Genomic DNA, 23,047 nt, shown 5'->3' on the forward strand with positions numbered 1-23,047 from the left:
CGAAGGTCAGGCGGCGAGCGAACGCAGAGCGGGCAGGTTCAGGATCGACGTCCACCGGCGGCCGGTCTCGATGACGCCGGCCTTCTGCAGGCGGCTCATCACCCGGCTGACGGACTCGGTGGTGGTGCCCGTCATCGCGGCGAGATCGCTGCGCGTGAGCGGCACCTGGATCAGCGTCGAATCCCCCTCCCGCTCCCCCATCTTGGCGGCGAGGGCCAGCAGCGCGCTGGCGACGCGTTGCTCGACGGAGCTGCCGGAGAGCAGCTTGACCGAGTGGCGGGCCTCCTCCAGCTGCCGCGCGAGGTCCCCGGCGACGGTGACCGCGACCTGCGGATGGCGGAGCATCACCTCGCGGAAGTCGTCGCCCCTGATCCGCAGCACGCAGCAGACCGTCAACGCCTCGGCGCTGTCCGGGTAGTCGGTTCTACCCAGCGTGGGGAGGGTCCCGAAGAGCTGCCCGGGGCCAATGATGTCGACGACGACATCGCGGCCGGACTCCGTCGTGCGGCTCAGTTTGACCCTGCCCTCGGCCAGCACGAATAGGTGTTCCGCCGGGCCGCCGGCGGTGTAGATGTGAGCCCCCTCGCCAAAGCCTCGCACCTGCATGAGTGCGTCGATCTCGGCGATCGCGTCGTCCGCCAAGCCCCGGAAGTACTTGGCCTGCGAGATCACCTCCAGTCGGACGGCGACGGCGCAGTCATGCGGAACCTCGCAGGAGCGCAGTGGTGTGGAACGCCGGGACGGCTCGGGGACGGTCATGATGTCCCCGAGCCTAGCCAACCGTCGCGCTAACCGGTCAAACCTTCACTAGCTCCGGCTCGTGCGTGGCCTGCGCGATCTGCCGCTGGTTGCGGTGACGGCGGAGCAGTCGCATCGCGTTGGCGATGACGATGAGCACCGACGCCTGGTGCACGAGCATTCCGAGTGCCATGGTGACGCCGCCGAACAGGACCCCTGCGAGCAGCACGGTGACGGTGATCATCGCGACGGCGATGTTCTGCCGCATGTTGTTCACGGTGCGGCGGGCCAGCGAGATCGCCTCGGGCAGTTTCAGCAGGTCGTCGCCCATCAGCGCGATATCCGCGGTCTCGACGGCCACCGCCGAGCCGGCCGCGCCCATCGCCACGCCGATGTCGGCGGTGGCCAGCGCGGGCGCGTCGTTGACGCCGTCGCCCACCATCGCGACCACGTGGCCTTGGCGCTGCAGCTCCGCGACCGCGTCGAGCTTGTCCTCCGGCAGGAGGCTGGCGCGGACCTCGTCGACGCCGGCGATCTTGCCGATCGCCTCGCCGACCAGGCGGGTGTCGCCGGTCAGCATGATGACCTTCTTGACGCCGTTCTTGCGCAACTGCTGGACCATGGAGGCCGCGGCGGGGCGAACCTCGTCGGCGACGCCGATGATGCCGAGCACCTGCTCGTCCACCGCGATAATCATCGGGGTCCGGCCCTGGGCCGCTAGCTCATCCGCGGCGGCGGCGGCCTCGCCCTGCTCCACGCCGAACTGGTCGAGGAGCGCGAGGTTGCCCACCAGGACCCGGCGGCCGTCCACCTGCACGACGATCCCCTTGCCCATCACGGGCTCGGTGTGATCGGGTAGCCCCGGCACGCTAAGCCCCTCGGCCGCGGCGGCCTCCAGGATCGGCCTAGCCAGTGGGTGCTCCGAGCCGGCCTCGGCGCGCGCCGCCCAGCCGAGCACCTGCGCGCGGTCCAGGCCCTCGCCCAGCACCACCACGTCGGTGAGCTTGGGCCGTCCGACGGTCAGGGTGCCGGTCTTGTCCACCGCGACCACGTCGATCTTGGCCGAGGTCTCGAGGAACTCGCCGCCCTTGATCAGGATCCCGTCCTTCGCGGCGCGGCCGATGCCGGCCACGATCGAGACGGGGATCGAGATGACCAGCGCGCCGGGGCAGCCGATGACCAGCAGGGTCAGTCCGAGCACCACGTTGCCGGTGAGGACGCCGACGACAATCGCCAAGACCATGATGCCGGGGGTATACCAGGCGGAGAAGCGGTCCATGAACTGCTGGGTGCGCGCCTTCGCATCTTGGGCGTCCTCGACGCGGTGGATGATGCGGGCGAGGGTGGTGTCGGCGCCGATGCCAGTCGCCCGCACCTGTAGGAAGCCGCCGTTCGAGACGGTGCCGGCGAAAACCTTGTCGCCTGTGCTCTTCTCCACGGGCAGCGACTCGCCGGTGATCGAGGCCTCGTCCAGCGTCCCGACGCCGTCGAGGACCACGCCGTCGACCGGCACCTTCGAGCCGTTCTTGACCAGGACTACCTCGCCCATGATCACCTCGCCGGCGGGGATCTCGACCTGCTCCCCGTCCCGCATCACGACGGCGATATCGGGGGCGACGGCGACTAGTTCCGCGAGCGCCGATCGGGTCTTGTTCAGGGTCGCCTGCTCAAGAGCGTGCCCGATGGCGAAGAGGAAGGTGACCGCCGCGGCCTCCCAGTACTCGCCGATGATGATCGCGCCGACGGCCGCAACGGTCACCAAGAGGTCGATGCCGATGACCGTCGCGGTGAGCGCCCGGAACGCCTTGATGGCGATCGGGGTGCCAGCGACGATCGCCGCCCCGACCATCACGATGTCGCTGGCCGTGTCGTTGCCAATCGCCCTCGCGACGAGGATCGAGAGGAGAATCAGCAGTCCCGAGACGAGCGGGATCCGCCAGCGCCTATGGCCTAGTGCGCGTAGCTTGCCCATGATCTTTTCCTTTCCAACGAGGGTGAGGGACTAGAACGCCGACATCTAGAAAGCTGAGGGCTTGGCGACGTAGCCGGCCTTCGCGACCGCGGCCACGATGTCCTCGACGCTCGCGATCGCCGGATCATGCTCGACCTCGATGCGTGCGGAGGCGAAATGCACCTTGACCTTGCTGACGCCCTTGAGTTTGCCGACCCGCTTCTCAATTTTCTCGACGCAGGACGGGCAGGAGAACCCCTCGGCCCGGAGAAGCAATTTATTGGCGACCGCGCTCATCTTCTTGATCCCTTCGAATTCGATTTCCAGACCACCTGGCCTGGTAGATCGAACATTAAGACAGCAGAAGCGGTGCGACCATGATCCAGGTCAATTGTCTGCATATGCAGGAGGGAAGGTGACACACGGCACTTGATAAGTGCACTTATTTGCGCAATTAAGGCAAGGCTAAGAATAGCTCAGATAACGCTTTTTCCTTTGACTTTGTGAATGTTGCGAACGGCATCGCGTCGATCTGACCGTTTTTCGGGGTGCCGCCCTTTTTCCAGGTGCCCACGATGCGGCCGTCCGCGACGACGGTTCCGCGGAACATCCCGTTGTTGCCGGGCACCACCTGGCCAGCGTGCTCTGCTGGCAGCGCCGCGGAACGGTCGCCATAGCCGAGGATGAACTCGTCGAAGCCCGGCAGCAACAGCATGCGCTGGGCATCGGTCCGGTGCTCCGCAAGCAGGTCCGGAGTCTGTGGGTCCATGAGGTACTCGGCGCCGTCCGCCGTCATCGAGTCCAAGTGCGGCCGCGCGATCGCCAGCCCCGCCTTGATATCTGGCTGCGTCAGCTTCGTCCACCACGCGAAGTCCTTGATCGTGGCCGGACCGTGGCTGCGGAAGTAGCGCAGGACCCACTCGCCGAGGGACTCTTCCCTGGTCAGTTGGCGTGGGCTCGCGACCCATTCGTCGAGCAGCACCAGCGATTGCGCGCCGCCCTGATACGGCCCGAAGCACAGCAGCCCATCCCACGCCAGATGTGCGAGCAGGTGGTAGCTCCGACCCACCTCCCCGAGCAGTCCATCCTTCTCCCACAACTCAATCAGCTCCGCCCTCCGCAGGGCCCTGCCCCCACTGAGCGCCTCGACGGCCAGCTCGCCCGCCCGCGCCAGCCGGCGGTCGTCGATGTCGAGCTCGACGCGTCGGCGCGCGGCCGACTTCATGACGCGCGGAGCGGTGAGCGCGAGCATCCAACCCAGATCCTCCGCCGGCACCAGATGCAGCGTGCCGCGCATGGGCCAGGACCGGACTATCTCCCCCGCGTTCATCGCCTCAACGACGAGCCCACGGTCAACAGTGCTGGTGCGCAACGCAGTTGAGATCATCGCGCCGGGCAGGTCCTGGCCCTGCATCGCGGTCAGGTGTCGGACCACTTCGCCGGCCGAGCCGAATCCCGGGCCGATGATTCGCTGCGCGGCCAGGCGCAGGAGCGCGATCTCACGATTGGACATAGCCAATCGTATCCACCCGATCTGTCAGCCGGCACGGACGTCGAGGCCAGGATCGGTACGATAGTCGGTATGGCCGCCGGGAGAATGGGCCGGGCAAACGTGATCGCGGCAAGCCTCATGCCACGCCGCACGGAACTGCTCGCGGCCCTGTCCCTGGCTTTTGACCTCGGCCTCGGGCGGCCAATGGAACACCCCACATACTCGCCGACGTGTTCGGCAACGACCTCAGCTTCAGGGCGGACGCGCAGTTCGCCTCGGCGACTGCCCTGGCCGACCAATTGGGGGTCGAGCCGGAAGTGACTCGACGACTCGCCTTCACCTTCGAGCGCTGGGACGGTGCCGGCTTGCCTGCGGGATGTCGGCACGAGCAGATTCCGCTCGAGGTGCGGATTGTGCACCTCAGCAACACCTGTGAGGTATTCGCCCGGGCACGAGGCACTCAGGCCGCTATGGAGATGGCGAGGAGCCGACGCGGCACCCAGTTCGATCCCGCACTCGCGGACTTATTTTCACCGCCAGCCTCTGCGCCTCGAAGTACGGGATCGTCGACCAACTGGAGATGCCCTACTGAGAATGGGGCATTTGCCCCATGAGATACCCGCCGCGTGTGCCTACCGTCAAGGTTGCACACCATCGCAGGAGGCCACCATGGCCAGAATCCGCGGTTCGCGTCAGCGTTCCGGATGAGATGAAGGGACACCCCGATGAGTACCAACACGACGATCGACCAGGACAAGTTGATGGACTTCGTCTTCCGTGTGGTTGGCGAAGTCGGCGCCACCTTGAATGCGACCCTCGTAGAGATGGGCGACCGCCTCGGTTTTTACCGATCCATGGCCGACGGCGCCGCGGTAACGCACGCCGAGCTCGCCCAGCGCACCGGTGTCGACGAGCATTACACCCGTGAGTGGCTTTGCGCCCAGGCTGCGGGCGGCTATATCGACTACGACCCGGCCACCGCGCGATACACCCTTCCGGCCGAGCACGCCGCCGCCCTCGCAGACGAGCAATCCCCCGTATTTCTCCCAGGGCTATTCCAGATCGCGAACGGCACCTGCCGCGATGCGCCGGCTATCTTCGCCGACGCGCGCACCGGCGCCGGGTTCGGCTGGCACCAGCACAACGAGGACATCCATCAAGGCTGCGAGCGGTTCTTCCGTCCGGGCTATAACGCCAACCTCGTTGGAAGCTGGCTGCCCGCGCTCAACGGGGTGGTCGGGAAGCTGGAGTCCGGGGCACGAGTCGCCGACGTCGGGTGCGGATACGGTGCCTCGACGATCGTGATGGCGCAGGCCTTTCCGCGGTCCGCCTTCTTTGGCTCCGACTACCACGCCGAATCGATCGCCGCCGCCCGGGACCGTGCCGCGGAGGCCGGGGTGGCGGAGCGCGCCACGTTCGAATGCGCCCCAGCGGCCTCGATTCCCGGCAGCGACTACGACTTGGTCACGATGTTCGATTGCCTGCACGATATGGGCGACCCCGCTGGCGCTGCCCGGCATGTGCGCGAGGTGCTCGCCCCGGACGGTACGTGGATGGTCGTCGAGCCCATCGCCGGCGATCGTGTCGAGGACAATCTCAATCCCGTGGGCAGGCTCTACTACGGCTTCTCCACACTGCTGTGCACGCCGTGCTCGCTATCCCAGGAGGTAGGGCTGGCGCTCGGCACGCAGGCCGGCGCGGCCAAACTGTCCGAGGTAATCCTCGGCGCGGGGTTCAACCAGGTCCGCAAGGTCGCCGAGACACCGTTCAACATGGTCCTCGAGGCCAGACCCTGACGGGGACGAAGCCGGGTCGCGTCAGAGCCCGAGGTGCGCGAGGTAGCGCTCGGCGGAGCGGGAGACCGCGGCCTTGGCGTCGCCGTCGACGACCTTGTCCCACCAGGCGCCGTAGAGAACGTCGAAGTCGTACTCGGCCAGCAGCTTCACGGCCCGCCGCACAGTTTCCGGATGCTCCGGAATCAGGTTGGGATAGCTGTACATGAAGCCGACCCAGCGGCGGTCCGCGACCACCTGCAGGATGTCGCCGGTGCACAGGGCGCCGCGGCCGTCGAGCCCGTCCCAGTGCACGATGGCCCCGCCGGCGAAGTGGATGCGGGGGTTGAGCAGGGTGCGGCCGGGCAGTGCCTCGAAGGAGTCCCCGGACCAGAGCCGCACCGCCCCGTCACGCACGGGGATCCACTGCTCGTCGTCGGCGTGCAGGTGGATGGGGATACCGCCGAAGGCCTCGCTCCACTCGTGCATCGCGCTGTAATAGTGCGGGTGCGAGATCGCGATGGCGGCCAGCCCACCGAGCTCGTTGATGCGGTCCACCGTGGCGTCGTCGACGAGGCTGACACAGTCCCACAACAGGTTGCCACCCTCACCCGGCACGATGAGCGCGCGTTGGCCGATGGCGAAATGGGGCTCGGTACCGATGCCCCAGAGCCCGCGAACCTCCTGGCGGAAAACGTTGACATGGTTGTCCCCCACCTGCGCCGACGTGGTCCATAGCTGGCCGTCGTATCCGACGTACTGCCGCTCGTCGGCGCAGATGGGGCACACGCCCAGATCGATCCCGTACGGGTATTGCACCCCACACGTGACGCACATCGGCTGATCGTTCACCCACCCAGTAGACCTCACAAGGCCCCTGGATTTCGGCTTAACGCGTGAACTTGCCTATCGCTTGAACTCGGGCGCCCGCTTCTCGACGAACGCCGCCATGCCCTCGGTCTGATCGTCCGTGGCGAAGGTGGAGTGGAAGAGCCGGCGCTCGAACTGCACGCCCTGCGTCAGTGTCGTCTCGAACGCGGCTGAGACGGCCTCCTTCGCCATGATCGCGATCGGCTTGGCCATGTTCGCGATAGTGGTCGCGACCTCGATGGCCGTGTCCAGCAGTTCCGCGGCTGGCACGACGCGGGCGACGAGGCCGGAACGCTCGGCCTCCTCCGCGCCCATGTTGCGCCCGGTCAGGCACATGTCCATCGCCTTGGCCTTGCCGACGGCGCGGGTCAGGCGCTGCGAGCCGCCCATGCCGGGGATAACGCCGAGCTTGATCTCGGGCTGGCCGAACTTGGCGGTGTCGGCGGCGATGATCATGTCGCACATCATCGCGAGCTCGCAGCCGCCGCCCAGCGCGAAGCCGGAGACCGCGGCGATAGTGGGCGTGCGGGCCGAGGTCAGCGCGTCCCAGCCGGCGAAGAAGTTACTGTTGTACGCCTCGGAGAAGGACATGTCGGCCATCTCCTTGATATCGGCGCCGGCCGCGAAGGCCCGCTCCGAACCCGTGATGACAATGGCGCCCACGCCGGGATCCGCGTCGAGCTCGCGCACAGCCGTGCCGACCTCGGTCATCACGGTCGAGTTCAGCGCGTTGAGCGCCTTCGGCCGGTTGAGGGTGATGATCGCGACCCGTCCGCGACGTTCCAGCAGAATCGTCTCAAAAGCCTGGCTCACTTAATTAGCTCCTTCGCCGGACTGCGTCCGGATCTCGTTGATGACGTCGGAGAAATCCTTGCCCGCATGGCCGGTGTCGCGCAAGTTCGCGTAGCGCTCGGCCGCGCGCAGGCCCAATTCGCCGGCGACGCCGTGCTCGCGAAGCGCGTTCGCCGCGAGGCCCAGATCCTTGGCCATGAGCGCGACGGCGAAGCCTGGCTCATAGTCGCGGTTAGCGGGGCTGGTCGGCACGGGGCCGGGCACGGGGCAGTTGGTGTTGAGCGCCCAGCAGGAGCCCGACGCGGTGGAGGCCACGTCGTAGAGCGCCTGTGAGGACAGCCCGAGGGCCTCGGCGAGGACGAACGCCTCGCTGACCGCGATCATCGAGATGCCGAGGATCATGTTGTTGCAGATCTTCGCGGCCTGGCCGGAGCCCGGCCCGCCGCAGTGCACGATCTTCTTGCCCATCGCGGCCAGGATCGGCTCGGCGGCGGCGAAGTTCGCGTCGTCGCCGCCCACCATGAACGTGAGCGTCGCGGCGGTGGCCCCGACGACACCGCCGGAGACCGGGGCGTCGACCATGCGGTGGCCCGACGACGCGGCGCGGGACTCCGCCTCGCGGGCGTCGGCGACGTCGACGGTGGAGCAGTCGATGAGCAGCGTGGATGCCGGTGCGCCGGAGAGGATCTCGGTGTAGAGATCCAGCAGGAGCTTGCCGTTGGGCAGCATTGTGATGATGACGTCTGCGCCGGTGACGGCCTCCCGTGCGCTGACTTGAATCGCGACGCCCTCGCTGGCCGCGTGCTCGCAGGCGGCGGGCACGGGGTCGAAGCCGCGGACGGTGTGCCCGGCCTTGACAAGGTTCGCGGCCATCGGCCCGCCCATGTGGCCGAGCCCGAGAAATGCGATGGTGGTCATGAGTTACCAGCCCTTTCAGTCAGAGCCTGATCTGACAGGCCCAGCTCATTGTCGCCGAGCAGGGCGAAGTACGCGTCGACATCCGCGGACGTGACGTCCTCCAATGTCGCCGGCTGCCACTGCGGGTTGCGGTCCTTGTCGATGATTTGCGCGCGGATGCCCTCGACCAGGTCGTGCGAGGACAAGGCCGCGGTGGACACCCGGTACTCGAGGTCGAGCACGGCCTCGAGGCTGGGCAGCTCCGCGGCCTCGCGGATCGAGCGCAGCGTGACCTTCAGCGCCACCGGGGACTTGCCGCGGATCTGGCTGGCGGCCTTGGCCGCGTCGGCGCCGTCCACCCCGTCCAGACGCGCCAGGATTTCCTCCACCGTGTCGGCGGCGAAGCTCTCGGCCACCCACGGCGCGGACGTCTCGGCGGGCGCGGGCCCGGCAAATCGGGCCAGTGCCTGCACTCCCTCGGACGCCAAGGACTCCAGAAGTTCCGGCAGCTTTTCTTGGAGCACATAGTGATCCGCGAAGCCGTTGGCGATGGCCGCGCCGGGGCCGAAGCGCTGGGTGGTGAGCGCCGCGTGGATGCCGGCGTTGCCGGGGGCGCGCGCCAGGAGGTAGGTGCCGCCGACATCGGGGATGAACCCGATCCCGACCTCGGGCATGCCGATCGACGAGGTCTCGGTGACGATACGGGTGTTCGCATGTGCCGAGATGCCGACGCCGCCACCGAGCACGATGCCATCCATGACCGCGATGTACGGCTTGGGGTAGGAACCGATACGGGCGTTGAGGATGTACTCCTCGCGCCAGAACTCCAGCGTCGAGTCTCCGCTCAGGCCCTCTTGGATGCGCTGGCCGTCGCGGTGGATGGAGACGATGTCCCCGCCCGCGCACAGCCCACGCTCGCCGGCGCCGGTGAGGACGACGGCCTCGACGGCGGGGTCGGCCGCCCACTCGATGAGCGCGTCGTCGATGACCCGGACCATCGCGTGGGTGAGGGCGTTGATCGCCCGCGGCCGGTTGAGCGTCAGGACACCAATGCGGCCGCGCCGCTCGACCAGGACTTCAGGAGCATCCGCTGCCTCGCTCACACGTTCTAGAGTCACAACCGTCCTCCCGCTGCCGCACGGCCGATGATCAGCTTCATGATCTCGTTGGTCCCTTCCAGGATCTGATGGACCCGCAGGTCGCGGACGATCTTCTCGATGCCGTACTCGGAGAGGTAGCCGTAGCCGCCGTGCAGCTGCAGGGCCTTGTTCGCGACCTCGAAGCCCGCGTCGGTGACGAAGCGCTTCGCCATGGCGCACAGGGTCACCTTGTCGGGCGCGTCGTGCTCGAGGGCATCGGCCGCGCGCCACAGCATCAGGCGTGACGCCTCGAGGCTGGTGGCCATATCCGCCAGGTCGAACTGCAGGACGGGCGAGTTGATCAGCTTGTCGCCGAACGCCTCTCGCTCGCCGAGGTAGGCCACGGCCTTCTCATACGCCGCGCGCGCGCCGCCCAGAGAGCAGGCGGCGATATTGATGCGGCCGCCGTTGAGCCCGTTCATCGCGATGGTGAAACCCATGCCCTCGCCGCCGATGAGCTGGTCTGCGGGCACGCGGACATCTTCCATGACGACTTGCCGGGTGGGCTGGGCGTGCCAGCCCATCTTCGCCTCGTTCGCGCCGAAGGAAAGCCCTTCGCTCCCCTTTTCCACCAGGAACGCGGAGATCCCCTTCGGCCCCTCGGCACCAGTGCGGGCCATCACCAGGTAGACGTCGGAGACGCCCGCCCCGGAGATGAACTGCTTGACGCCGTTGAGGACGTAGTGGTCGCCGTCGCGCACGGCCCGGGTGCCCAGCGCGGCCGCATCCGAGCCGGCGGCCGGCTCGGTGAGGCAGTAGCTGCCCAGCTGGTCCATCGCGCACAGGCCCGGCAGCCATTTCGCGCGCTGCTCGGCAGTCCCGTAGCTGTCCACCATCCACGCCACCATGTTGTGGATGGAGATGAAACCGGCGATGGCCGGGCAGCCCTTGGCGATCTGCTCGAAGATGCGGACCGCGTCGACGCGCGTGAGGCCCGAGCCACCGAACTCCTCGCGGACGTAGATCCCGCCCATGCCCATCTTCGCGGCATCGCGCAGCACGTCCACCGGGAAGTGGCTGTCGCGGTCCCATTCGAGGGCGTTGGGGGCTACGAGGTCGGTGGTGAAGTCGCGGGCTGTTTCGACGATCGCGCGTTCATCGTCGGACAGTGTGAAGGTCGACATGCGTCAGTCCATCACGGGGAGCACGAAGTGGTCGGCCCCCTCCTTGAAACCGGTCTGCCAGCGCTGGGTGATCGTCTTCGTCTTGGTGTAGAAGCGAATCGAGTCCGGCCCGTGCTGGTTCAGGTCGCCGAAGCCGGAGCGCTTCCAGCCACCGAAGGTGTGGTACGCCACCGGGACCGGGATCGGGACGTTGACGCCGACCATGCCGGTGTCGACGCGGCTGGAGAAGTCGCGGGCGGTGTCGCCGTCGCGGGTGAAGATGGAGACGCCGTTGCCGTACTCGTGCTCGGAGGGCAGGGCCAACGCGGTCTCGTAGTCGTCCGCGCGGACGATCATCAGCGCCGGGCCGAAGATCTCTTCCTGGTAGATCTTCATGTCGGTGGTGACGTGGTCGAACAGCGTGCTGCCAATGAAGAAGCCGTTCTCGTAGCCGTCGACGGTGATGCCGCGGCCGTCGAGGACCAGCTCCGCACCCTCGTCGACACCGCTCTGGATGTAGCCGGCGACGCGCTCGACGGCGTCGGCGGTGACCATGGGGCCGTAGTCCGCGTTGGGGTCGTCCGAGGCGCCGACGGTGAGCTTGCCGATGCGCTCGACCAGCTTCTCGCGCAGACGGTCCGCGGTCTCCTTGCCGACGGGCACGGCCACCGACAGCGCCATGCAGCGCTCGCCCGCAGCGCCATACGCTGCGCCGACGAGTGCGTCAGCGACCTCGTCGAGGTTCGCGTCGGGCATGATGATGCAGTGGTTCTTGGCGCCGCCGAAGCACTGCGCGCGCTTGCCCTGGGCGGCCGCGCCGGTGTAGATGTACTGCGCGATGTCGGAGGAGCCGACGAAGCCGAGGGCCTTGACGCGCGGGTCCTCGATCAGCGTGTCGACGGCCACCTTGTCACCGTTGACCACGTTGAACACGCCGGCGGGCAGGCCGGCCGCGAGGAACAGCTCCGCCAGGCGCAGCGGCACAGACGGGTCGCGCTCGGAGGGCTTGAGGATGAAGGCGTTGCCGCAGGCGATGGCTGGGCCGGCCTTCCACAGCGGGATCATCGCGGGGAAGTTGAACGGGGTGATGCCGGCGACGACGCCGAGGGGCTGGCGCACGGAGTAGACGTCGATGCCGCCGCCCGCGCCCTCCGTGTACTCGCCCTTGAGCAGGTGCGGGATGCCCATGGCGAACTCGATGACGTCGATGCCGCGCATCACGTCGCCCTTCGCGTCGGCGATGGTCTTGCCATGCTCGGAGGAGAGCATCGCGGCGAGGTTGTCCATGTCGTCATTGACGAGCTGGGCGAACTTCATCAGCACGCGGGCGCGGCGCTGCGGGTTCCAGCCGGCCCACACCTTCTGCGCCGCGGCGGCGTTGGCGATGACCGCCTCGACCTCTTCCTTGCTGGCGAGCGGCACGCGCGACTGCACGGTGCCGAGGGTGGGGTTGAAGACATCCGCGAAGTTTCCGCTGGTGCCCGCGACGGACTTCCCGCCGATGAAGTGATTCAGTTCCTTGACCATGATGTGCCCGATTCCTCACTCGATTGCTATTGCTGACAGCTCCGGGCAAGCCGGGGCTGAGCGATCGTGATCCAGAATATACTAGGAAGCCCGACTATGGCTAGGCCTAGGATTTTTCGAGAGGTCTGAAACCGGTTAGGCCGAATCTAGCCAGGGAGCTCGCGCGGAGGGTGGGGATGACAGCGACCTAGGCCGGACTACCAGGCGCCGCGCGCCGCCGAGTCCCTGCGAAAGCTCGACCGGGCCGTGCAGTCGAGGCTGGTGGCCACGTTAGGACTACTGCGCGAGAACCCGAGGCCACCCGCAGCGAAGGCGCGCGTCGGGCACCCGGGCTATCTGCGGGTGCGTACCGGCGACTACCAGATCATCTACACGTTCAGCCACCCTAATCACGCAGCCCCACCTCCCGCAGCGCCGCCGCCACCGTCCGCCGCACCAGGGCGTCGTCGATGGGCTCGAGGCCCGGCAGCACTGCGCGCATCAGCAGTGGGCCGGTGAGCAGATCGCTGATCCACTCCTTGTCGACGCCCGGCTCGATCTCCCCTCTAGCCACCGCACGGCGGACGGCCTCCGTCGCCGCTGCCCGGCGCGGGCCGAGGAAGTCGGACCAGAACGCGTCCGCGAGCTCAGACTGGCGGGACAGGTCGTCGATCAAGCCGGGCAGCCCCCGAGTGATCAGAGGGTGGTTGAACAGCGCCAGCCGGTGCTCCTGGATGGCGCGCAGGTCCGCGGCCAGGCTGCCCGTATCCACGCCCGGGTCGACGCCGAACTCCCGCGCATAGGCCGCGGTCACCAAGGCCGCGACGGAACCGTGCCGCCGGTAGACCGCCGCCCGGGTGGTGCCGGCGGCGGTCGCGACTGCGTCGATCCGCACTCCCCCGTAACCGTGCTCGACGAGCAGCCGCACCGCCGCGTCGAGGATCGCGCGATCGAGTGACTCTTGGCGGGGCCTACCCGCGATATTCACCATACGATGCAGAATGTATCGTAATGACCATCGGTCGGCAACGCCCCACCCGGGCGTCGGCCCATGGATGACCACGGACATGATCGGCGCGTCACTCCAGTCCCCTGCTCCCCGCCGCAAGGACCCGCCATGACCTCCCCCGCCCTGCCTCAGACGTCCACCCGGTTCGATACCGTCGCCAGCTCCCCCGTCCGAGACCTACTGGCGCTCACAGAGATTCCGGACCTGATCTCGTTCGCCGGCGGACTGCCCGCGCCTGAGCTTTTCGACATCGCCGCGATCCGCGCGGCGTTCGCGGCAGCCCTCGCGGACCCCGAGACCCTGCAGTACTCTGCCACCGAGGGCCTGCTCGCGCTGCGGCAGCGCATCGCCGACCGGTACGCACGGCAGGGCCTGCCGACCACCCCCGAGCAGATCATTGTCACCACCGGCTCCCAGCAGGCGCTGCATCTCGCCGCCACCGCGCTGATCAGCCCAGGCGACGTCGTCCTAGTCGAGGAGCCCAGCTACCTCGCGGCGATCCAGGCGTTCGAGATCGCCGGGGCTCGGGTGATCGCCGTCCCCGCCGGCCCCGCGGGTTTCGACGCCGACGCGGTGGAGCACCTCGCCCGGGAGCACCGGCCGGTCCTGTTCTACACCGTGCCCACCTTTCAGAACCCCTCCGGCCGCAGCCTCAACGTGGCCTCCCGCCGCGCGCTCGCGGCACTGGCGGCCACACACGGATTCCGGGTGCTGGAGGACGATCCCTACCGTGAGCTCCGCTACTCCGGCGGCGAGCTCCCCCACATCGCCAGCCTCGCCGCGCCCGGCCAGGTGCTCACCACCGGCAGCCTGTCCAAAATCGTCGCCCCGGGCCTACGCCTGGGGTGGATCCGCACCGACCCGTCCACCCACCCCGTGTTGACGGTCGCCAAACAGGCCGCGGACCTGCACACCTCGACTGTGAACCAGGCCGCCGCCGCGCACTATCTGGCGAGCGGGCGACTCGATGGCGCGCTCGACCGGCAGCGGGCCGCCTACCAAGATCGTCGCGACGCCATGCTCGACGCGCTGCCCTCGGTCTTGCCCGCCGGGAGCGAGTGGACGCGGCCCGACGGCGGCATGTTCGTCTGGGCCCGGCTGCCCGCGCAGTACGACACGACGTCGCTGCTGCCCCTGGCGATCGAGCGCCAGGTCGCCTTCGTCCCAGGCGCGCCGTTCTACCCGCAGGAGCCCGACCTCTCGACGATGCGGCTGTCCTTCACCACGCACGCGCCCGGGGTGATCCGGACCGGCCTCGAGCGGCTGCGGTTGGCGCTAGCCGATGCTGGGCAGTCCTAGCACCCGGCACGCGTTCTGGTGCAGGAACTTCGGCCACACATGGTCGGCGAATGGCACCGCGGGCAGCTCCGCGCGGATGCGCTCGAGCGAGAGCCCGGCCGGGAAGTAGCCGGCGTAGATAATCTTGTCCGCGCCCCGGGTGTTGGCGTAGTCGACGACGGCCTTCGGGTAGTGCTTGGGCGCGAAGGCCGAGGTGGAGTAGTACAGGTTGGGCCACTTGAGCATCAGCTTGATCGCGAGGTCCTCCCATGGTTCGCAGCCGTGCCGGGTGACGAGGACCAGGTCAGGAAAGTCGAACATGACGTCGTCGATCAGGCCCACATACTGCGGGGCCGAGCGCACTCGTGGGCCCGCGATGCCGGCGGTGGCGAAGATGGGGATGCCGAGCTCGACGCACTTGGCGTAGATGGGGTACATCTGCGGATCGTTCAGCGCCACTTGGGGAAACGTGCCCGCGGCGAAGGAGGTGACCGAGCGTATGCCGAACTCCTCATGCTCGCGGATCATCGTTCGTAGCGTGCCCATGATGTCGTTGGGGTCCACACTTGTGCCCTGCGGGATGAACCGGTCGGGGTGTGTGCGCACCGCCCGTCTGCCGGATTCCGTTGCCACGCTGACCATCCCGAGGGTGATGCCGTGCAGGTCCATCTCATGCAACGTCACGGACACGGGATCGGCGGTGTCAAGGCCCCTCGGCACGCCCTTGAACATGTACTCGGCGGGGAACTCGAACTCCTCGCGGCTCTGGCGGTCTTTAGTCTGCGCGGTGATGAAGTCGTACTCCCCGCCGCCCGCCTCGCGGAAGCCGATGAGTGTGTCCACGATCGGCGAATCTGTCGGAAAACCCATACTGTCCTCTCGTCCGCTGCAACCAATACCCAACCGATCATCACACTGGCACACGGTCCGCTACCGTCACTGTCAGCAATCCCGCCTACCGGAGGTGACCCATGGCCCCGCTGTCACGTCGTGGATTCCTGGCGGGCCTGGGCGGCCTCGGCACCGCGGCGGTGCTCGCCAGCTGCGGATATTTCCGTCCCGGCGATACCCTGCAGCGGGCGCGCGACGCCGGGTTCATCACCGTCGGGCACTCGGGCATCGCGCCGTTCAGCTTCTACGACGAGTCGCTGGCCGGGCCCAATCCCCTGACCGGCGCCGCCGTCGCGGTCGACCGCGCGGTCTTCGCCAAGCTCGGCGTCCCAGAGGTGCGAGGCGTGTCCACGCAGCTGGCCGACCTCATCCCGGGACTGCTGGCCGGCCGATACGACGCGATCTGCACCAACCTCGCGATCACGCCCGGCCGCTGCCCACTGGTGGCCTTCGGCGAGCCGGTCTTCCGCAGCGAGCCCGCCCTGCTGGTGCCCGCGGGCAACCCGATGAGGCTCTCCGACTACGAGTCCGCGCTGCTCGCGCCCGCCCGCGTCGGCGCGATCACGGGGTCCATCGAAGCCGAGCAGTTGGCGGCATTGGGCATCGTGAGCACCAGCGTCGACACTCCCGCCGCCGCGATGGTCGCCATGCGGGATCAGCGGGTCGACGCGTGCGCGCTCAACGCCGTCGCACTGGCCTGGATGGTCGAGCACGACGCGCTCTCTCCCGTCGAGGTGACCAGCCGATTCACCCCCGTGCTCGACGGCGCCGCATGGCTGGGCGCCAGCGCCACGGCCTTCCGCCCCGCGGACACCACTCTGCTCCAGGCCTACAACGAGCAGCTCGCCAAGCTCGACCCGGTCAAGATCCTCTCCCTCACAGGAGAGTTCGGCATCGCCGAAGGGGATCTGCCGGAGCCGTGGATGAGCACCGCCGCGCTCTGCGGCTAGCTGGTCAGCTCGGCGACCCAGTCCCGGTTTGTGAAGTCCAGGGCTTCCGTCCCGGCGAATACAGACGGCGTGCTTACCTTGCCGTCGTTCTTCCCTGCCAGGTCCGCGGAGCTCGACGTCGCCGCGGCTGCGCCCTGGTCCAGGTTGGCGCCGGTCGCGACGCACTCGAGGACCTGCTCGGACGCGCCCGCCGCCGAGGCGATGGCCGACAAGTGGCCATTGGACAGGTCGTCGGAGCCGCCCATCTTGGGCTGCATGTTGAACAGGGCGCTGTGGAAGCCGACGAACTGCGCGGCGTCCCCGCCCTCGGCCACGCACAGCGAGGCCGCGGCGGCGCGCGTCGAGAAGTCGCCGCTGGCCGAGCGCTCCGCGAGGAAGTCCAGCGTGTGATAGCGCACGGCCAGGTCGCCCGCCGTGATCGCCTTCTCGATGTCGCTGCCGTAGGCGCTGTCGAATGTTGCACACGCGGGGCACAGGGGGTCGACGTAGACGTCAATGGCGGTGCCCGCATTCGCCTGCCCCACCTGGACCACGCCTTGGTCCTGCACCGCGATCGCGACCTCAGGCCCAAACGCCGGCAATGCAACGTCGGAGACCAGGAACTTCTCGTCAGAGTCGGCCGCGGCGGTGGCCGGTGCTGCCCCCTCCGATCCGCTGGAGCACGCGCCGAGCACGAGTGCTCCGGCGACGGTAAGTCCGGAAAACATCAGACGAGTGCGTGAAAGCCGCATCGGGTCAATCCTTTTCACAGTCGGGAGCATCACCGGAGATGGTGAATGATTACCCAGGCGCCTATCACCGACGACGCCGTGGAGTCCCGATGCTACGCAAACTGGTCCGTGCCGGACCTACAGTTCATTCGCGTCCGCGGGTTAGCGCCGTCATCAGCTCCAGCGGGCCTGGCCGCCGTCGAGCGGGATCGTCGCGCCGGTGAGGTAGCGGGCGTCGGGGCCGCAGAGGAACACGACCGCGCGGCCGATGTCCTCCTCGCACTCCCCGATGCGGCCCAGTGGGATGGTCTTGACGAACTCGGCCGCCTCCTCCGGACGGTTCTCGGTCCACCACTTCAGGCCCGGCGACATCGCGTGCGGGGCAACGGCGTTCACGCGGATGCCGTCGGGGCCCCACTCGGAGGCGGCGGTGCGGCTGAACGAGCGCATCGCCTCCTTCGAGGCGGCGTACGCGCCGTAGCCGGACACGTCCCAGCGCACAGCGGCCGACGTGACCATGTTGATGATCGAGCCGCCGCCGCGGGCCTTCATGTGCGGGTGGCAGGCGCGCATCAGGTGCAGTGCGGCCAGTGGGCCGGTGTTGAAGGCCAGCTCGACGGCGGCCAGGTCGATATCGAGCAGGCTGCCGAGCGCGCTGGAGTTGGCATTGTTGACCAGGATGTCGACGCCGCCGAACAGGTCGACGGTCTTCGCCACCGCGGGCTCGAGCGCGTCGAGCTTGCTGACATCGCACGTGATCGGCTCGGCGCGCACGCCCAGCTTCACCAGCTCCGCGCAGGTGTCCACGAGCTTGCGCTCGGTGCGGCCCAGGACCGCGATCGACGCGCCCTCCTTGGCCAATGCGAACGCGATGCCCTGCCCAATCCCTTGGCCAGCGCCGGTGATCAGCGCGACCTTGCCATCGAGAGTGCCCATCGTAGTGCTCCCACCTGTCGAATGTGCCGGCGCTAGAGGTCCGGCGCCCGATGGGATCACGCTAAATTACCTAGCAGTTGCTTGGTAGGGTCCATCCCATTGGTCGGATGCGCACCGGCCCCTCTCTGACGCCCTCCTGGAAGCGAGAATCCCTTGAGCTACCCCAATCCGATCGACTTCGCCGGCCGCGTCGCCATCGTCACCGGCGGCACCAAGGGGATCGGCTTCGTGATCGCAGAACACCTGCTGCAGGCCGGCGCAACGGTCATCGTGTGCGGGCGCAACGAGCCCGAAGCCCTGCCCACCGTCGATGGCCGCAGCGCCGAGTTCCGCGCCCTCGATGTGCGCGACGCGGACGCCGCGAAGGCCATGGTCGACGAGGTCGCCGCCACGCACGGCCGCCTCGACGTGCTGGTCAACAACGCGGGCGGCTCCCCCGACGCAGATGCGGCCACGGTCTCGCCCCGCTTCGTCGACGCCATCGTCAAGCTGAACCTGCTTGCCCCCTTCTACCTCGCGCAGGCCGCCAACGCGGTGATGCAGCAGCAGGAGGACGGCGGCTCCATCGTCAACATCGGCTCCGTCTCCGCCCATGACCCCCAGCCCGGCACCGCCGCCTATTCCGCCGCGAAGGCCGGCCTGCTGATGCTAAGCAACTCCCTCGCCCTGGAGTGGGCGCCGAAGGTCCGCGTCAATCACATCACCACCGGCCTGATCATGACCGAGGCCGCGGCCTCCGGCTATGGCGAGAACGGCGGCGCGGCACTGTCGAAGATCATCCCCATGAAGCGCATGGCGGTTCCGGCCGATGTGGCCAAGACCTGCCTGTTCCTGTCCAGCGACCTCGGCGCGTACCTCAACGGCGTGGACATCGCAGTGCACGGCGGCGGCGAGTACCCGGGCCGTTTCCTGCTGACCCGCGACCAGGGCGAGTGACCGCCCCGATGACGACCACCTTCGGCGAGCTCATCGCCGCCCGCGCCGACGACGACAGCCCCGCGCTGCACTTCCAGGACCAATCCTGGACTTGGCGCGAGGTGGTGTCCGAGTCCCGCGCCCGCGCCAATCTCGCCGCGTCCCTGCGCAAGCCGGGCCCGTGGCACATCGGCCTGCTGCTGCAGAACTCGCCGGAGAACCTGTTCTGGCTACTGGCCGCGGGTCTCTCGGGCGCGACGGTCGTGGGCATCAACCCGACCCGGCGCGGCGAGTCGCTTGCCCGTGATATCAATTTCACCGACTGCCAGCTCATCGTCACCGACGGCGCGCTCCGCCCGCTGCTCGACGGGCTCGAGCTCAATTGCGCGCCCGAGAACATCCTGATCAGCGACGCCCCCGATTTCAGCACCGCGGCCCCGGTGGCCGAGTTCCCCACGCCGACGGCGAAAACCGTTTTCTCGCTGGTGTTCACATCCGGCACCACGTCGGCGCCGAAAGCCGTGGTCTGCACGCAGGGCCGTCTCGGCACCATCGCGCTGCAGCAGGTCGAGCGCCGAGGACTCACACGCGACGACGTGTTCTACGTCGTCATGCCGATGTTCCACTCGAACGCGATCATGGCCGGCATCGCGCCCGCGATCGCCACCGGCGGGCAAATGGCGTTGCGCGCCAAGTTCTCCGCGTCCGGATGGATCCAGGATGTGCGCCGCTACGGCGTCACCTTCTTCAACTACGTCGGCAAGCCGCTCAATTACATCCTCGCCACCCCCGCGCGTGCCGACGACGCGGAGAACACGCTGCGCATCGCGTTCGGCAACGAGGCCAACGAGGCGGACATCGACACGTTCGCCCGCCGCTTCGGCTGCGTCGTCCTAGATTCCTACGGCACCAGCGAGGGCGGGATGCGCATCAACCGTGTGCCTGAGATGCCCTCCGGCTCACTGGGTTTGGCGGACGAGGGCACGATCGTGATCGACCCCGACACCCTGGCTGAGTGCCCGCCCGCTGAGTTCGACGCGAATGGCCAGCTGCTCAACGCAGACGTCGCGATCGGCGAGATCGTCAATACCCGCACCGCTCCCCAGTTCGAGGGGTACTACAAGAACCCCGAGGCCGATGCGGAGCGTATTCGCGACGGCATCTTCTGGTCCGGCGACCTCGCCTACCGCGATGCCGACGGCTTCTGGTTCTTCGCCGGCCGCACCTCTGACCGGCTGCGCGTCGATGGCGAGAACTTCGCCGCGGCCCCCGTCGAGCGGCTACTCTCGCGATACGCGCCGTTCAACCACGTCGCCGTCTACGCGGTCCCGGACCCCCTCGTGGGCGACCAGGTGATGGTGGCCGTCGAGCTGTATCCCGACACCGAGTTCGACCCGGCCGGGTTCGCGGAGTTCCTTGCCGCGCAGCAGGATCTCGGCACCAAGTGGGCGCCGAAGTTCATCCGCATCACCGACGCGCTCCCCCGCACGCCCACAAGCAAGGTGATCAAGCGGACGTTGCAGGCCGAGGGCACCAACGTGACGGACACGCTGTGGTTGCGACCGGGCAACGCATTGGCGTACGAGCTGGTCTAGCCCGGCAGAAGGCCCGCGACGAGATCGTCAATGATCTCGTCGGTCGGCGTCCCCTCATCGATCGGCGTCGTCAGCCGGTCGAACAGCAAACCCTCGATCGCATAGTGGAACAGTGCGACCTCGCGACGACCGCCGGGCAACCCTGCGGCGTCGTTGAAGGCGACGTCCGCCGCGAAAGCCTCGCGCTGCCAGTCCCCCATGACCTTGGCGATCTCGGGCCGCCTGGTCGCCTCTAGACGCAGTTCGTATAGCGCCACCGCGACTTTTCGGTTGCCCAGCAGCCGGGTCACGATGTCCCGCATGTACGCGGCGAACAGCTCCCGGGTCGGCTCTCGGCCAGCAAGCTCCCGCAGCACCTCTGGCCGCGGGGCGAGGCGCTCCCCGATCCGCTCGACGAGGCCGGCTACCAGCGCGTCCCGGGTAGCGAAGTAGTTCGAGGTGGTGCCGGCGGGGACGCCCGCCGCCTTATCGATGCCGCGATGGGTGAGCCCGCGCGCACCCTCGTCCGCCAGCAGTTCGAGCCCCGCGTCGGTCAACCGCGCCCGCCGCTCGTCATTTCTCGCCATGCGCCCACCCTAGACCAAACCACTACAGCCGTTGTAGTCTACTTCAACCACTACGTCCGTCGTGCTTAGGAGTCACCATGCGAGAGCTCACCTATTTCGTCGCCGTCAGCCTCGACGGGTACATCGCGGCCCCCGGCCACGACTTCGCGGACTTCCCGACAGCGGGCGATCACATCGACGTGATCACACGGGACTACACCGACACCATCAACGCGCCGGCCCAGCAGGCCCTGGGGCTCCGCTCCGACCAATCCCGCTTCGACACGGTGCTGATGGGCTGGAACACCTACGGCGTCGGCCTCCCCTACGGAGTGGACAGTCCCTACCCACACCTGCGGCAATACGTGTTCTCCCGCCGCCAGCGGGCCGCCCCCGACGGCGTGACCGTGACGGCCGAATCGCCCGCCGAGGTCGCCCGGACGCTCAAGGCGGAGGATGCCGGCAGCGGCATCTGGCTCTGCGGCGGCGGGCAGATCGCGTCCGCCCTAATCGGCCAGATCGACCGACTGATCCTGAAGGTCAACCCAATCCTGCTCGGCGGCGGCGTTCCACTGTTCGCCGACCGCGGCCATGATCTTCGGCAGGCGACGATGCTCGCCAGCACCGCCTTTCGGTCAGGGGTGATCTTCAACGAGTATCAGCTAGAACCTGCTAGCTAGACCACGTCGGCCTCTGGTGTGGTCTACGGCGACGGCGCAGAGTCAACCAGCAATTCGACCAGGAGGAGTTGCACGCGATAGCTCCACACCGCGTGGTCCAACTCCTCGACCACAAGCTCGTCGACAGACTCTTCCAGCTCCTCGAACACCGCGGTCTCCGGCAGCGGCACTGGCACTATCCAGCCGTCGGTGACGGTACCGGGGTCGCCGATCATGCAGGTGATCAGCCGGATGCGGGTGACAGTGCCGGTGGTGGCTGGCCCCGATCGACGGTCTGTCAGGAGCAGTGGACCGGACAATTCGAGAGAGGCCCCGTCTGGCATCGAGTCCTGCCCCGTATAAATCTCGACGGAGAGGTTCCCCGAGACACCCAGTGCGCCTCGTTGCTCTACGACGGGCCGCCAAGCCGGGGCCATAAACTCATGCCACCCGCACACGCGCGCGCTCCAGAACAGCTGCCACGCCACCTCGTCGCCGACTCGGAAGTGGGGCAGCGACGACGAGCCGTCGATGAGGACGGGAACCGTGGAGACGCTCATCTACACCTCCGGACGGAGGCTGGGCCGAGCAACGCCGCTCGCGGTCACGACGGAGGCCCCGCCAGCGGTGGAAAGCGATCCGGCCGCGGATCATCGCCCGCCCAGTATTCGGCTCCCGTGTCCCACCGGGGCCGCACCCGAACATGGGGTGCACGTGCTCGTGCCCAGAACAGAGCCTCCTCGAGAGTGGCGAACTCCGGCGAGGTCTCATAGGACTCGTCCCCTGGATCGCCCCCACCCCAGGATCCTTGGTAAATACCCCGGTGCTCATCCTCCGTCGGGTTGCCGTCCCGCTCACGTTCGGAGTATGGGGTGAAGGTCTGACGCCACACAATCAGCACCGCTCCACGACGCCCGATGTGCGCCAGGAAATCTCCGGCGATGTTGAGCAGCCGTCTCGCCTCGGCCTTGTCGCGGACGGCGGGCCGGGGATCGGCCACCACGAGTGCGAGTGCGTCGCAGACGTCGGCGACATGGCCATCATCGAGCGGTTGGTAGGTGAACGCCTCGATGATCCTGTGGCGCAGGTCCGCCAGCCCGCCGGAAAGCAGGTCCTCCGCAAACGCCTCGGCTGGCTCGTCGAACACGGTGATCCGTCCCATCGCCACACCGTAGCGAAGGGATGAGGCCTGGGTGGTCCTACGGCAAATATCCCGCCCACGGCACGGGAGAGTCCCGTGGAGTGGTGGGAATTGGATCGGTCCCTGACCTGCTGATCCGGCCGCGTGTCGCAGCCGGA

The 23,047-nt window shown here is 67.9% G+C and carries 23 protein-coding genes and 1 pseudogene; 7 read left to right on the plus strand and 17 right to left on the minus strand.

Annotated elements, in window-relative coordinates; translation table 11 throughout:
- Positions 1 to 6: 6 nt before the first annotated feature.
- The 4 genes from TBIF_RS10475 to TBIF_RS10490 form a co-directional block, all read right to left on the minus strand.
- A complete protein-coding gene (locus TBIF_RS10475; RefSeq protein ID WP_024794759.1) occupies positions 7 to 759 on the minus strand; it encodes a Crp/Fnr family transcriptional regulator in 753 nt (250 codons plus the stop codon).
- A 37-nt stretch (positions 760 to 796) separates the two neighbouring features.
- Positions 797 to 2,710 carry a heavy metal translocating P-type ATPase gene (locus TBIF_RS10480; protein ID WP_024794760.1) on the minus strand — a complete coding sequence of 638 codons (1,914 nt, stop codon included), beginning with the start codon at positions 2,708 to 2,710 and terminating at the stop codon, positions 797 to 799.
- A gap of 45 nt (positions 2,711 to 2,755) precedes the next feature.
- Complete coding sequence (locus TBIF_RS10485; protein ID WP_024794761.1) at positions 2,756 to 2,986, minus strand: heavy-metal-associated domain-containing protein; 231 nt, start codon at positions 2,984 to 2,986, stop codon at positions 2,756 to 2,758.
- A gap of 157 nt (positions 2,987 to 3,143) precedes the next feature.
- Positions 3,144 to 4,202 carry a winged helix DNA-binding domain-containing protein gene (locus TBIF_RS10490; protein WP_024794762.1) on the minus strand — a complete coding sequence of 353 codons (1,059 nt, stop codon included), beginning with the start codon at positions 4,200 to 4,202 and terminating at the stop codon, positions 3,144 to 3,146.
- Between the two features lie 704 nt (positions 4,203 to 4,906).
- On the opposite strand from TBIF_RS10490, the gene TBIF_RS10495 reads away from it, so the two are divergent.
- A complete protein-coding gene (locus TBIF_RS10495) occupies positions 4,907 to 5,977 on the plus strand; it encodes a class I SAM-dependent methyltransferase (protein ID WP_024794763.1) in 1,071 nt (356 codons plus the stop codon).
- Positions 5,978 to 5,998: 21 nt separating this feature from the next.
- Here TBIF_RS10495 and TBIF_RS10500 read toward each other — a convergent pair whose 3' ends face one another.
- From TBIF_RS10500 to TBIF_RS10525, 6 genes are read right to left on the minus strand one after another with little or no spacing between them, the layout of a single operon-like run.
- Complete coding sequence (locus tag TBIF_RS10500) at positions 5,999 to 6,805, minus strand: MBL fold metallo-hydrolase (RefSeq protein WP_024794764.1); 807 nt, start codon at positions 6,803 to 6,805, stop codon at positions 5,999 to 6,001.
- Positions 6,806 to 6,859: 54 nt separating this feature from the next.
- Positions 6,860 to 7,636 carry an enoyl-CoA hydratase gene (locus TBIF_RS10505; protein WP_024794765.1) on the minus strand — a complete coding sequence of 259 codons (777 nt, stop codon included), beginning with the start codon at positions 7,634 to 7,636 and terminating at the stop codon, positions 6,860 to 6,862.
- Positions 7,637 to 8,533, minus strand: a complete 897-nt coding sequence (gene mmsB / locus TBIF_RS10510; protein ID WP_024794766.1) for a 3-hydroxyisobutyrate dehydrogenase — start codon at positions 8,531 to 8,533, stop codon at positions 7,637 to 7,639.
- Positions 8,530 to 9,615 carry an enoyl-CoA hydratase/isomerase family protein gene (locus TBIF_RS10515; protein ID WP_024794767.1) on the minus strand — a complete coding sequence of 362 codons (1,086 nt, stop codon included), beginning with the start codon at positions 9,613 to 9,615 and terminating at the stop codon, positions 8,530 to 8,532. Before TBIF_RS10515 ends, mmsB begins: the two co-directional genes overlap by 4 nt.
- 11 nt (positions 9,616 to 9,626) lie before the next feature.
- Complete coding sequence (locus TBIF_RS10520; protein ID WP_024794768.1) at positions 9,627 to 10,775, minus strand: acyl-CoA dehydrogenase family protein; 1,149 nt, start codon at positions 10,773 to 10,775, stop codon at positions 9,627 to 9,629.
- A gap of 3 nt (positions 10,776 to 10,778) precedes the next feature.
- Positions 10,779 to 12,281 (minus strand): CoA-acylating methylmalonate-semialdehyde dehydrogenase, encoded by a 1,503-nt coding sequence (locus tag TBIF_RS10525; protein ID WP_024794769.1) that lies wholly within the window; start codon positions 12,279 to 12,281, stop codon positions 10,779 to 10,781.
- A 216-nt stretch (positions 12,282 to 12,497) separates the two neighbouring features.
- On the opposite strand from TBIF_RS10525, the pseudogene TBIF_RS26625 reads away from it, so the two are divergent.
- A pseudogene (locus tag TBIF_RS26625) lies at positions 12,498 to 12,779 on the plus strand (type II toxin-antitoxin system RelE family toxin); the annotation flags it as partial.
- On the opposite strand, the gene TBIF_RS10530 reads toward TBIF_RS26625, so the two are convergent.
- A complete protein-coding gene (locus TBIF_RS10530; RefSeq protein ID WP_024794770.1) occupies positions 12,667 to 13,251 on the minus strand; it encodes a TetR-like C-terminal domain-containing protein in 585 nt (194 codons plus the stop codon). The pseudogene TBIF_RS26625 and the gene TBIF_RS10530 overlap by 113 nt on opposite strands.
- A gap of 126 nt (positions 13,252 to 13,377) precedes the next feature.
- Here TBIF_RS10530 and TBIF_RS10535 point away from each other — a divergent pair, with 126 nt between their 5' ends.
- Entirely contained in the window at positions 13,378 to 14,568 is a 1,191-nt protein-coding gene (locus TBIF_RS10535; protein WP_024794771.1) for an aminotransferase-like domain-containing protein, read from the plus strand.
- On the opposite strand, the gene TBIF_RS10540 is transcribed toward TBIF_RS10535, so the two are convergent.
- A complete protein-coding gene (locus TBIF_RS10540) occupies positions 14,545 to 15,417 on the minus strand; it encodes an amidohydrolase family protein (RefSeq protein ID WP_024794772.1) in 873 nt (290 codons plus the stop codon). The two genes, TBIF_RS10535 and TBIF_RS10540, sit on opposite strands and share 24 nt — an antisense overlap.
- Before the next feature lie 101 nt (positions 15,418 to 15,518).
- Between TBIF_RS10540 and TBIF_RS10545 the strand changes: the two genes are divergently transcribed.
- Positions 15,519 to 16,388 carry a transporter substrate-binding domain-containing protein gene (locus TBIF_RS10545; RefSeq protein WP_024794773.1) on the plus strand — a complete coding sequence of 290 codons (870 nt, stop codon included), beginning with the start codon at positions 15,519 to 15,521 and terminating at the stop codon, positions 16,386 to 16,388.
- On the opposite strand, the gene TBIF_RS23415 is transcribed toward TBIF_RS10545, so the two are convergent.
- Both TBIF_RS23415 and TBIF_RS10555 read right to left on the minus strand, forming a co-directional pair.
- The gene (locus tag TBIF_RS23415) at positions 16,385 to 17,095 is read right to left on the minus strand and encodes a DsbA family protein (protein WP_024794774.1); all 711 of its coding nucleotides are present in this window, start codon (positions 17,093 to 17,095) and stop codon (positions 16,385 to 16,387) included. The genes TBIF_RS10545 and TBIF_RS23415 overlap by 4 nt on opposite strands.
- A gap of 177 nt (positions 17,096 to 17,272) precedes the next feature.
- Complete coding sequence (locus tag TBIF_RS10555; RefSeq protein WP_024794775.1) at positions 17,273 to 18,034, minus strand: SDR family NAD(P)-dependent oxidoreductase; 762 nt, start codon at positions 18,032 to 18,034, stop codon at positions 17,273 to 17,275.
- Between the two features lie 153 nt (positions 18,035 to 18,187).
- Here TBIF_RS10555 and TBIF_RS10560 point away from each other — a divergent pair, with 153 nt between their 5' ends.
- Together TBIF_RS10560 and TBIF_RS10565 are read left to right on the plus strand one after the other, a co-directional pair.
- Positions 18,188 to 18,970, plus strand: coding sequence for an SDR family oxidoreductase (locus TBIF_RS10560; RefSeq protein ID WP_024794776.1), 783 nt, complete (start codon positions 18,188 to 18,190; stop codon positions 18,968 to 18,970).
- Between the two features lie 8 nt (positions 18,971 to 18,978).
- Positions 18,979 to 20,544 (plus strand): AMP-binding protein, encoded by a 1,566-nt coding sequence (locus TBIF_RS10565; RefSeq protein WP_038170691.1) that lies wholly within the window; start codon positions 18,979 to 18,981, stop codon positions 20,542 to 20,544.
- Here the strand turns inward: TBIF_RS10565 and TBIF_RS10570 are convergent.
- On the minus strand, positions 20,541 to 21,110 hold the full coding sequence (locus tag TBIF_RS10570) for a TetR/AcrR family transcriptional regulator (RefSeq protein WP_024794778.1): 570 nt from the start codon (positions 21,108 to 21,110) through the stop codon (positions 20,541 to 20,543). The genes TBIF_RS10565 and TBIF_RS10570 overlap by 4 nt on opposite strands.
- Positions 21,111 to 21,187: 77 nt before the next feature.
- On the opposite strand from TBIF_RS10570, the gene TBIF_RS10575 reads away from it, so the two are divergent.
- Positions 21,188 to 21,769 carry a dihydrofolate reductase family protein gene (locus TBIF_RS10575; protein WP_024794779.1) on the plus strand — a complete coding sequence of 194 codons (582 nt, stop codon included), beginning with the start codon at positions 21,188 to 21,190 and terminating at the stop codon, positions 21,767 to 21,769.
- A 23-nt stretch (positions 21,770 to 21,792) separates the two neighbouring features.
- Here the strand turns inward: TBIF_RS10575 and TBIF_RS10580 are convergent, their stop codons facing one another.
- Both TBIF_RS10580 and TBIF_RS10585 read right to left on the minus strand, forming a co-directional pair.
- On the minus strand, positions 21,793 to 22,308 hold the full coding sequence (locus TBIF_RS10580; protein ID WP_024794780.1) for a hypothetical protein: 516 nt from the start codon (positions 22,306 to 22,308) through the stop codon (positions 21,793 to 21,795).
- A 44-nt stretch (positions 22,309 to 22,352) separates the two neighbouring features.
- Entirely contained in the window at positions 22,353 to 22,910 is a 558-nt protein-coding gene (locus TBIF_RS10585) for a hypothetical protein (RefSeq protein ID WP_024794781.1), read from the minus strand.
- Positions 22,911 to 23,047: the final 137 nt, after the last annotated feature.

It is taken from the genome of Tomitella biformata AHU 1821 (genome assembly GCF_000524475.1).
GTDB classification, from domain to species: domain Bacteria; phylum Actinomycetota; class Actinomycetes; order Mycobacteriales; family Mycobacteriaceae; genus Tomitella; species Tomitella biformata.

Bases quoted from the DNA above. Each gene is read 5' to 3' on its own strand.
- TBIF_RS10475 (WP_024794759.1), bottom strand. From the start codon at position 759: ATGACCGTCCCCGAGCCGTCCCGGCGTTCCACACCACTGCGCTCCTGC.
- TBIF_RS10480 (WP_024794760.1), bottom strand. From the start codon at position 2,710: ATGGGCAAGCTACGCGCACTAGGCCATAGGCGCTGGCGGATCCCGCTC.
- TBIF_RS10485 (WP_024794761.1), bottom strand. From the start codon at position 2,986: ATGAGCGCGGTCGCCAATAAATTGCTTCTCCGGGCCGAGGGGTTCTCC.
- TBIF_RS10490 (WP_024794762.1), bottom strand. From the start codon at position 4,202: ATGTCCAATCGTGAGATCGCGCTCCTGCGCCTGGCCGCGCAGCGAATC.
- TBIF_RS10495 (WP_024794763.1), top strand. From the start codon at position 4,907: ATGAGTACCAACACGACGATCGACCAGGACAAGTTGATGGACTTCGTC.
- mmsB (WP_024794766.1), bottom strand. From the start codon at position 8,533: ATGACCACCATCGCATTTCTCGGGCTCGGCCACATGGGCGGGCCGATG.
- TBIF_RS10520 (WP_024794768.1), bottom strand. From the start codon at position 10,775: ATGTCGACCTTCACACTGTCCGACGATGAACGCGCGATCGTCGAAACA.
- TBIF_RS10525 (WP_024794769.1), bottom strand. From the start codon at position 12,281: ATGGTCAAGGAACTGAATCACTTCATCGGCGGGAAGTCCGTCGCGGGC.
- TBIF_RS10530 (WP_024794770.1), bottom strand. From the start codon at position 13,251: ATGGTGAATATCGCGGGTAGGCCCCGCCAAGAGTCACTCGATCGCGCG.
- TBIF_RS10535 (WP_024794771.1), top strand. From the start codon at position 13,378: ATGACCTCCCCCGCCCTGCCTCAGACGTCCACCCGGTTCGATACCGTC.
- TBIF_RS10540 (WP_024794772.1), bottom strand. From the start codon at position 15,417: ATGGGTTTTCCGACAGATTCGCCGATCGTGGACACACTCATCGGCTTC.
- TBIF_RS10545 (WP_024794773.1), top strand. From the start codon at position 15,519: ATGGCCCCGCTGTCACGTCGTGGATTCCTGGCGGGCCTGGGCGGCCTC.
- TBIF_RS23415 (WP_024794774.1), bottom strand. From the start codon at position 17,095: ATGTTTTCCGGACTTACCGTCGCCGGAGCACTCGTGCTCGGCGCGTGC.
- TBIF_RS10555 (WP_024794775.1), bottom strand. From the start codon at position 18,034: ATGGGCACTCTCGATGGCAAGGTCGCGCTGATCACCGGCGCTGGCCAA.
- TBIF_RS10565 (WP_038170691.1), top strand. From the start codon at position 18,979: ATGACGACCACCTTCGGCGAGCTCATCGCCGCCCGCGCCGACGACGAC.
- TBIF_RS10570 (WP_024794778.1), bottom strand. From the start codon at position 21,110: ATGGCGAGAAATGACGAGCGGCGGGCGCGGTTGACCGACGCGGGGCTC.
- TBIF_RS10575 (WP_024794779.1), top strand. From the start codon at position 21,188: ATGCGAGAGCTCACCTATTTCGTCGCCGTCAGCCTCGACGGGTACATC.
- TBIF_RS10580 (WP_024794780.1), bottom strand. From the start codon at position 22,308: ATGAGCGTCTCCACGGTTCCCGTCCTCATCGACGGCTCGTCGTCGCTG.
- TBIF_RS10585 (WP_024794781.1), bottom strand. From the start codon at position 22,910: ATGGGACGGATCACCGTGTTCGACGAGCCAGCCGAGGCGTTTGCGGAG.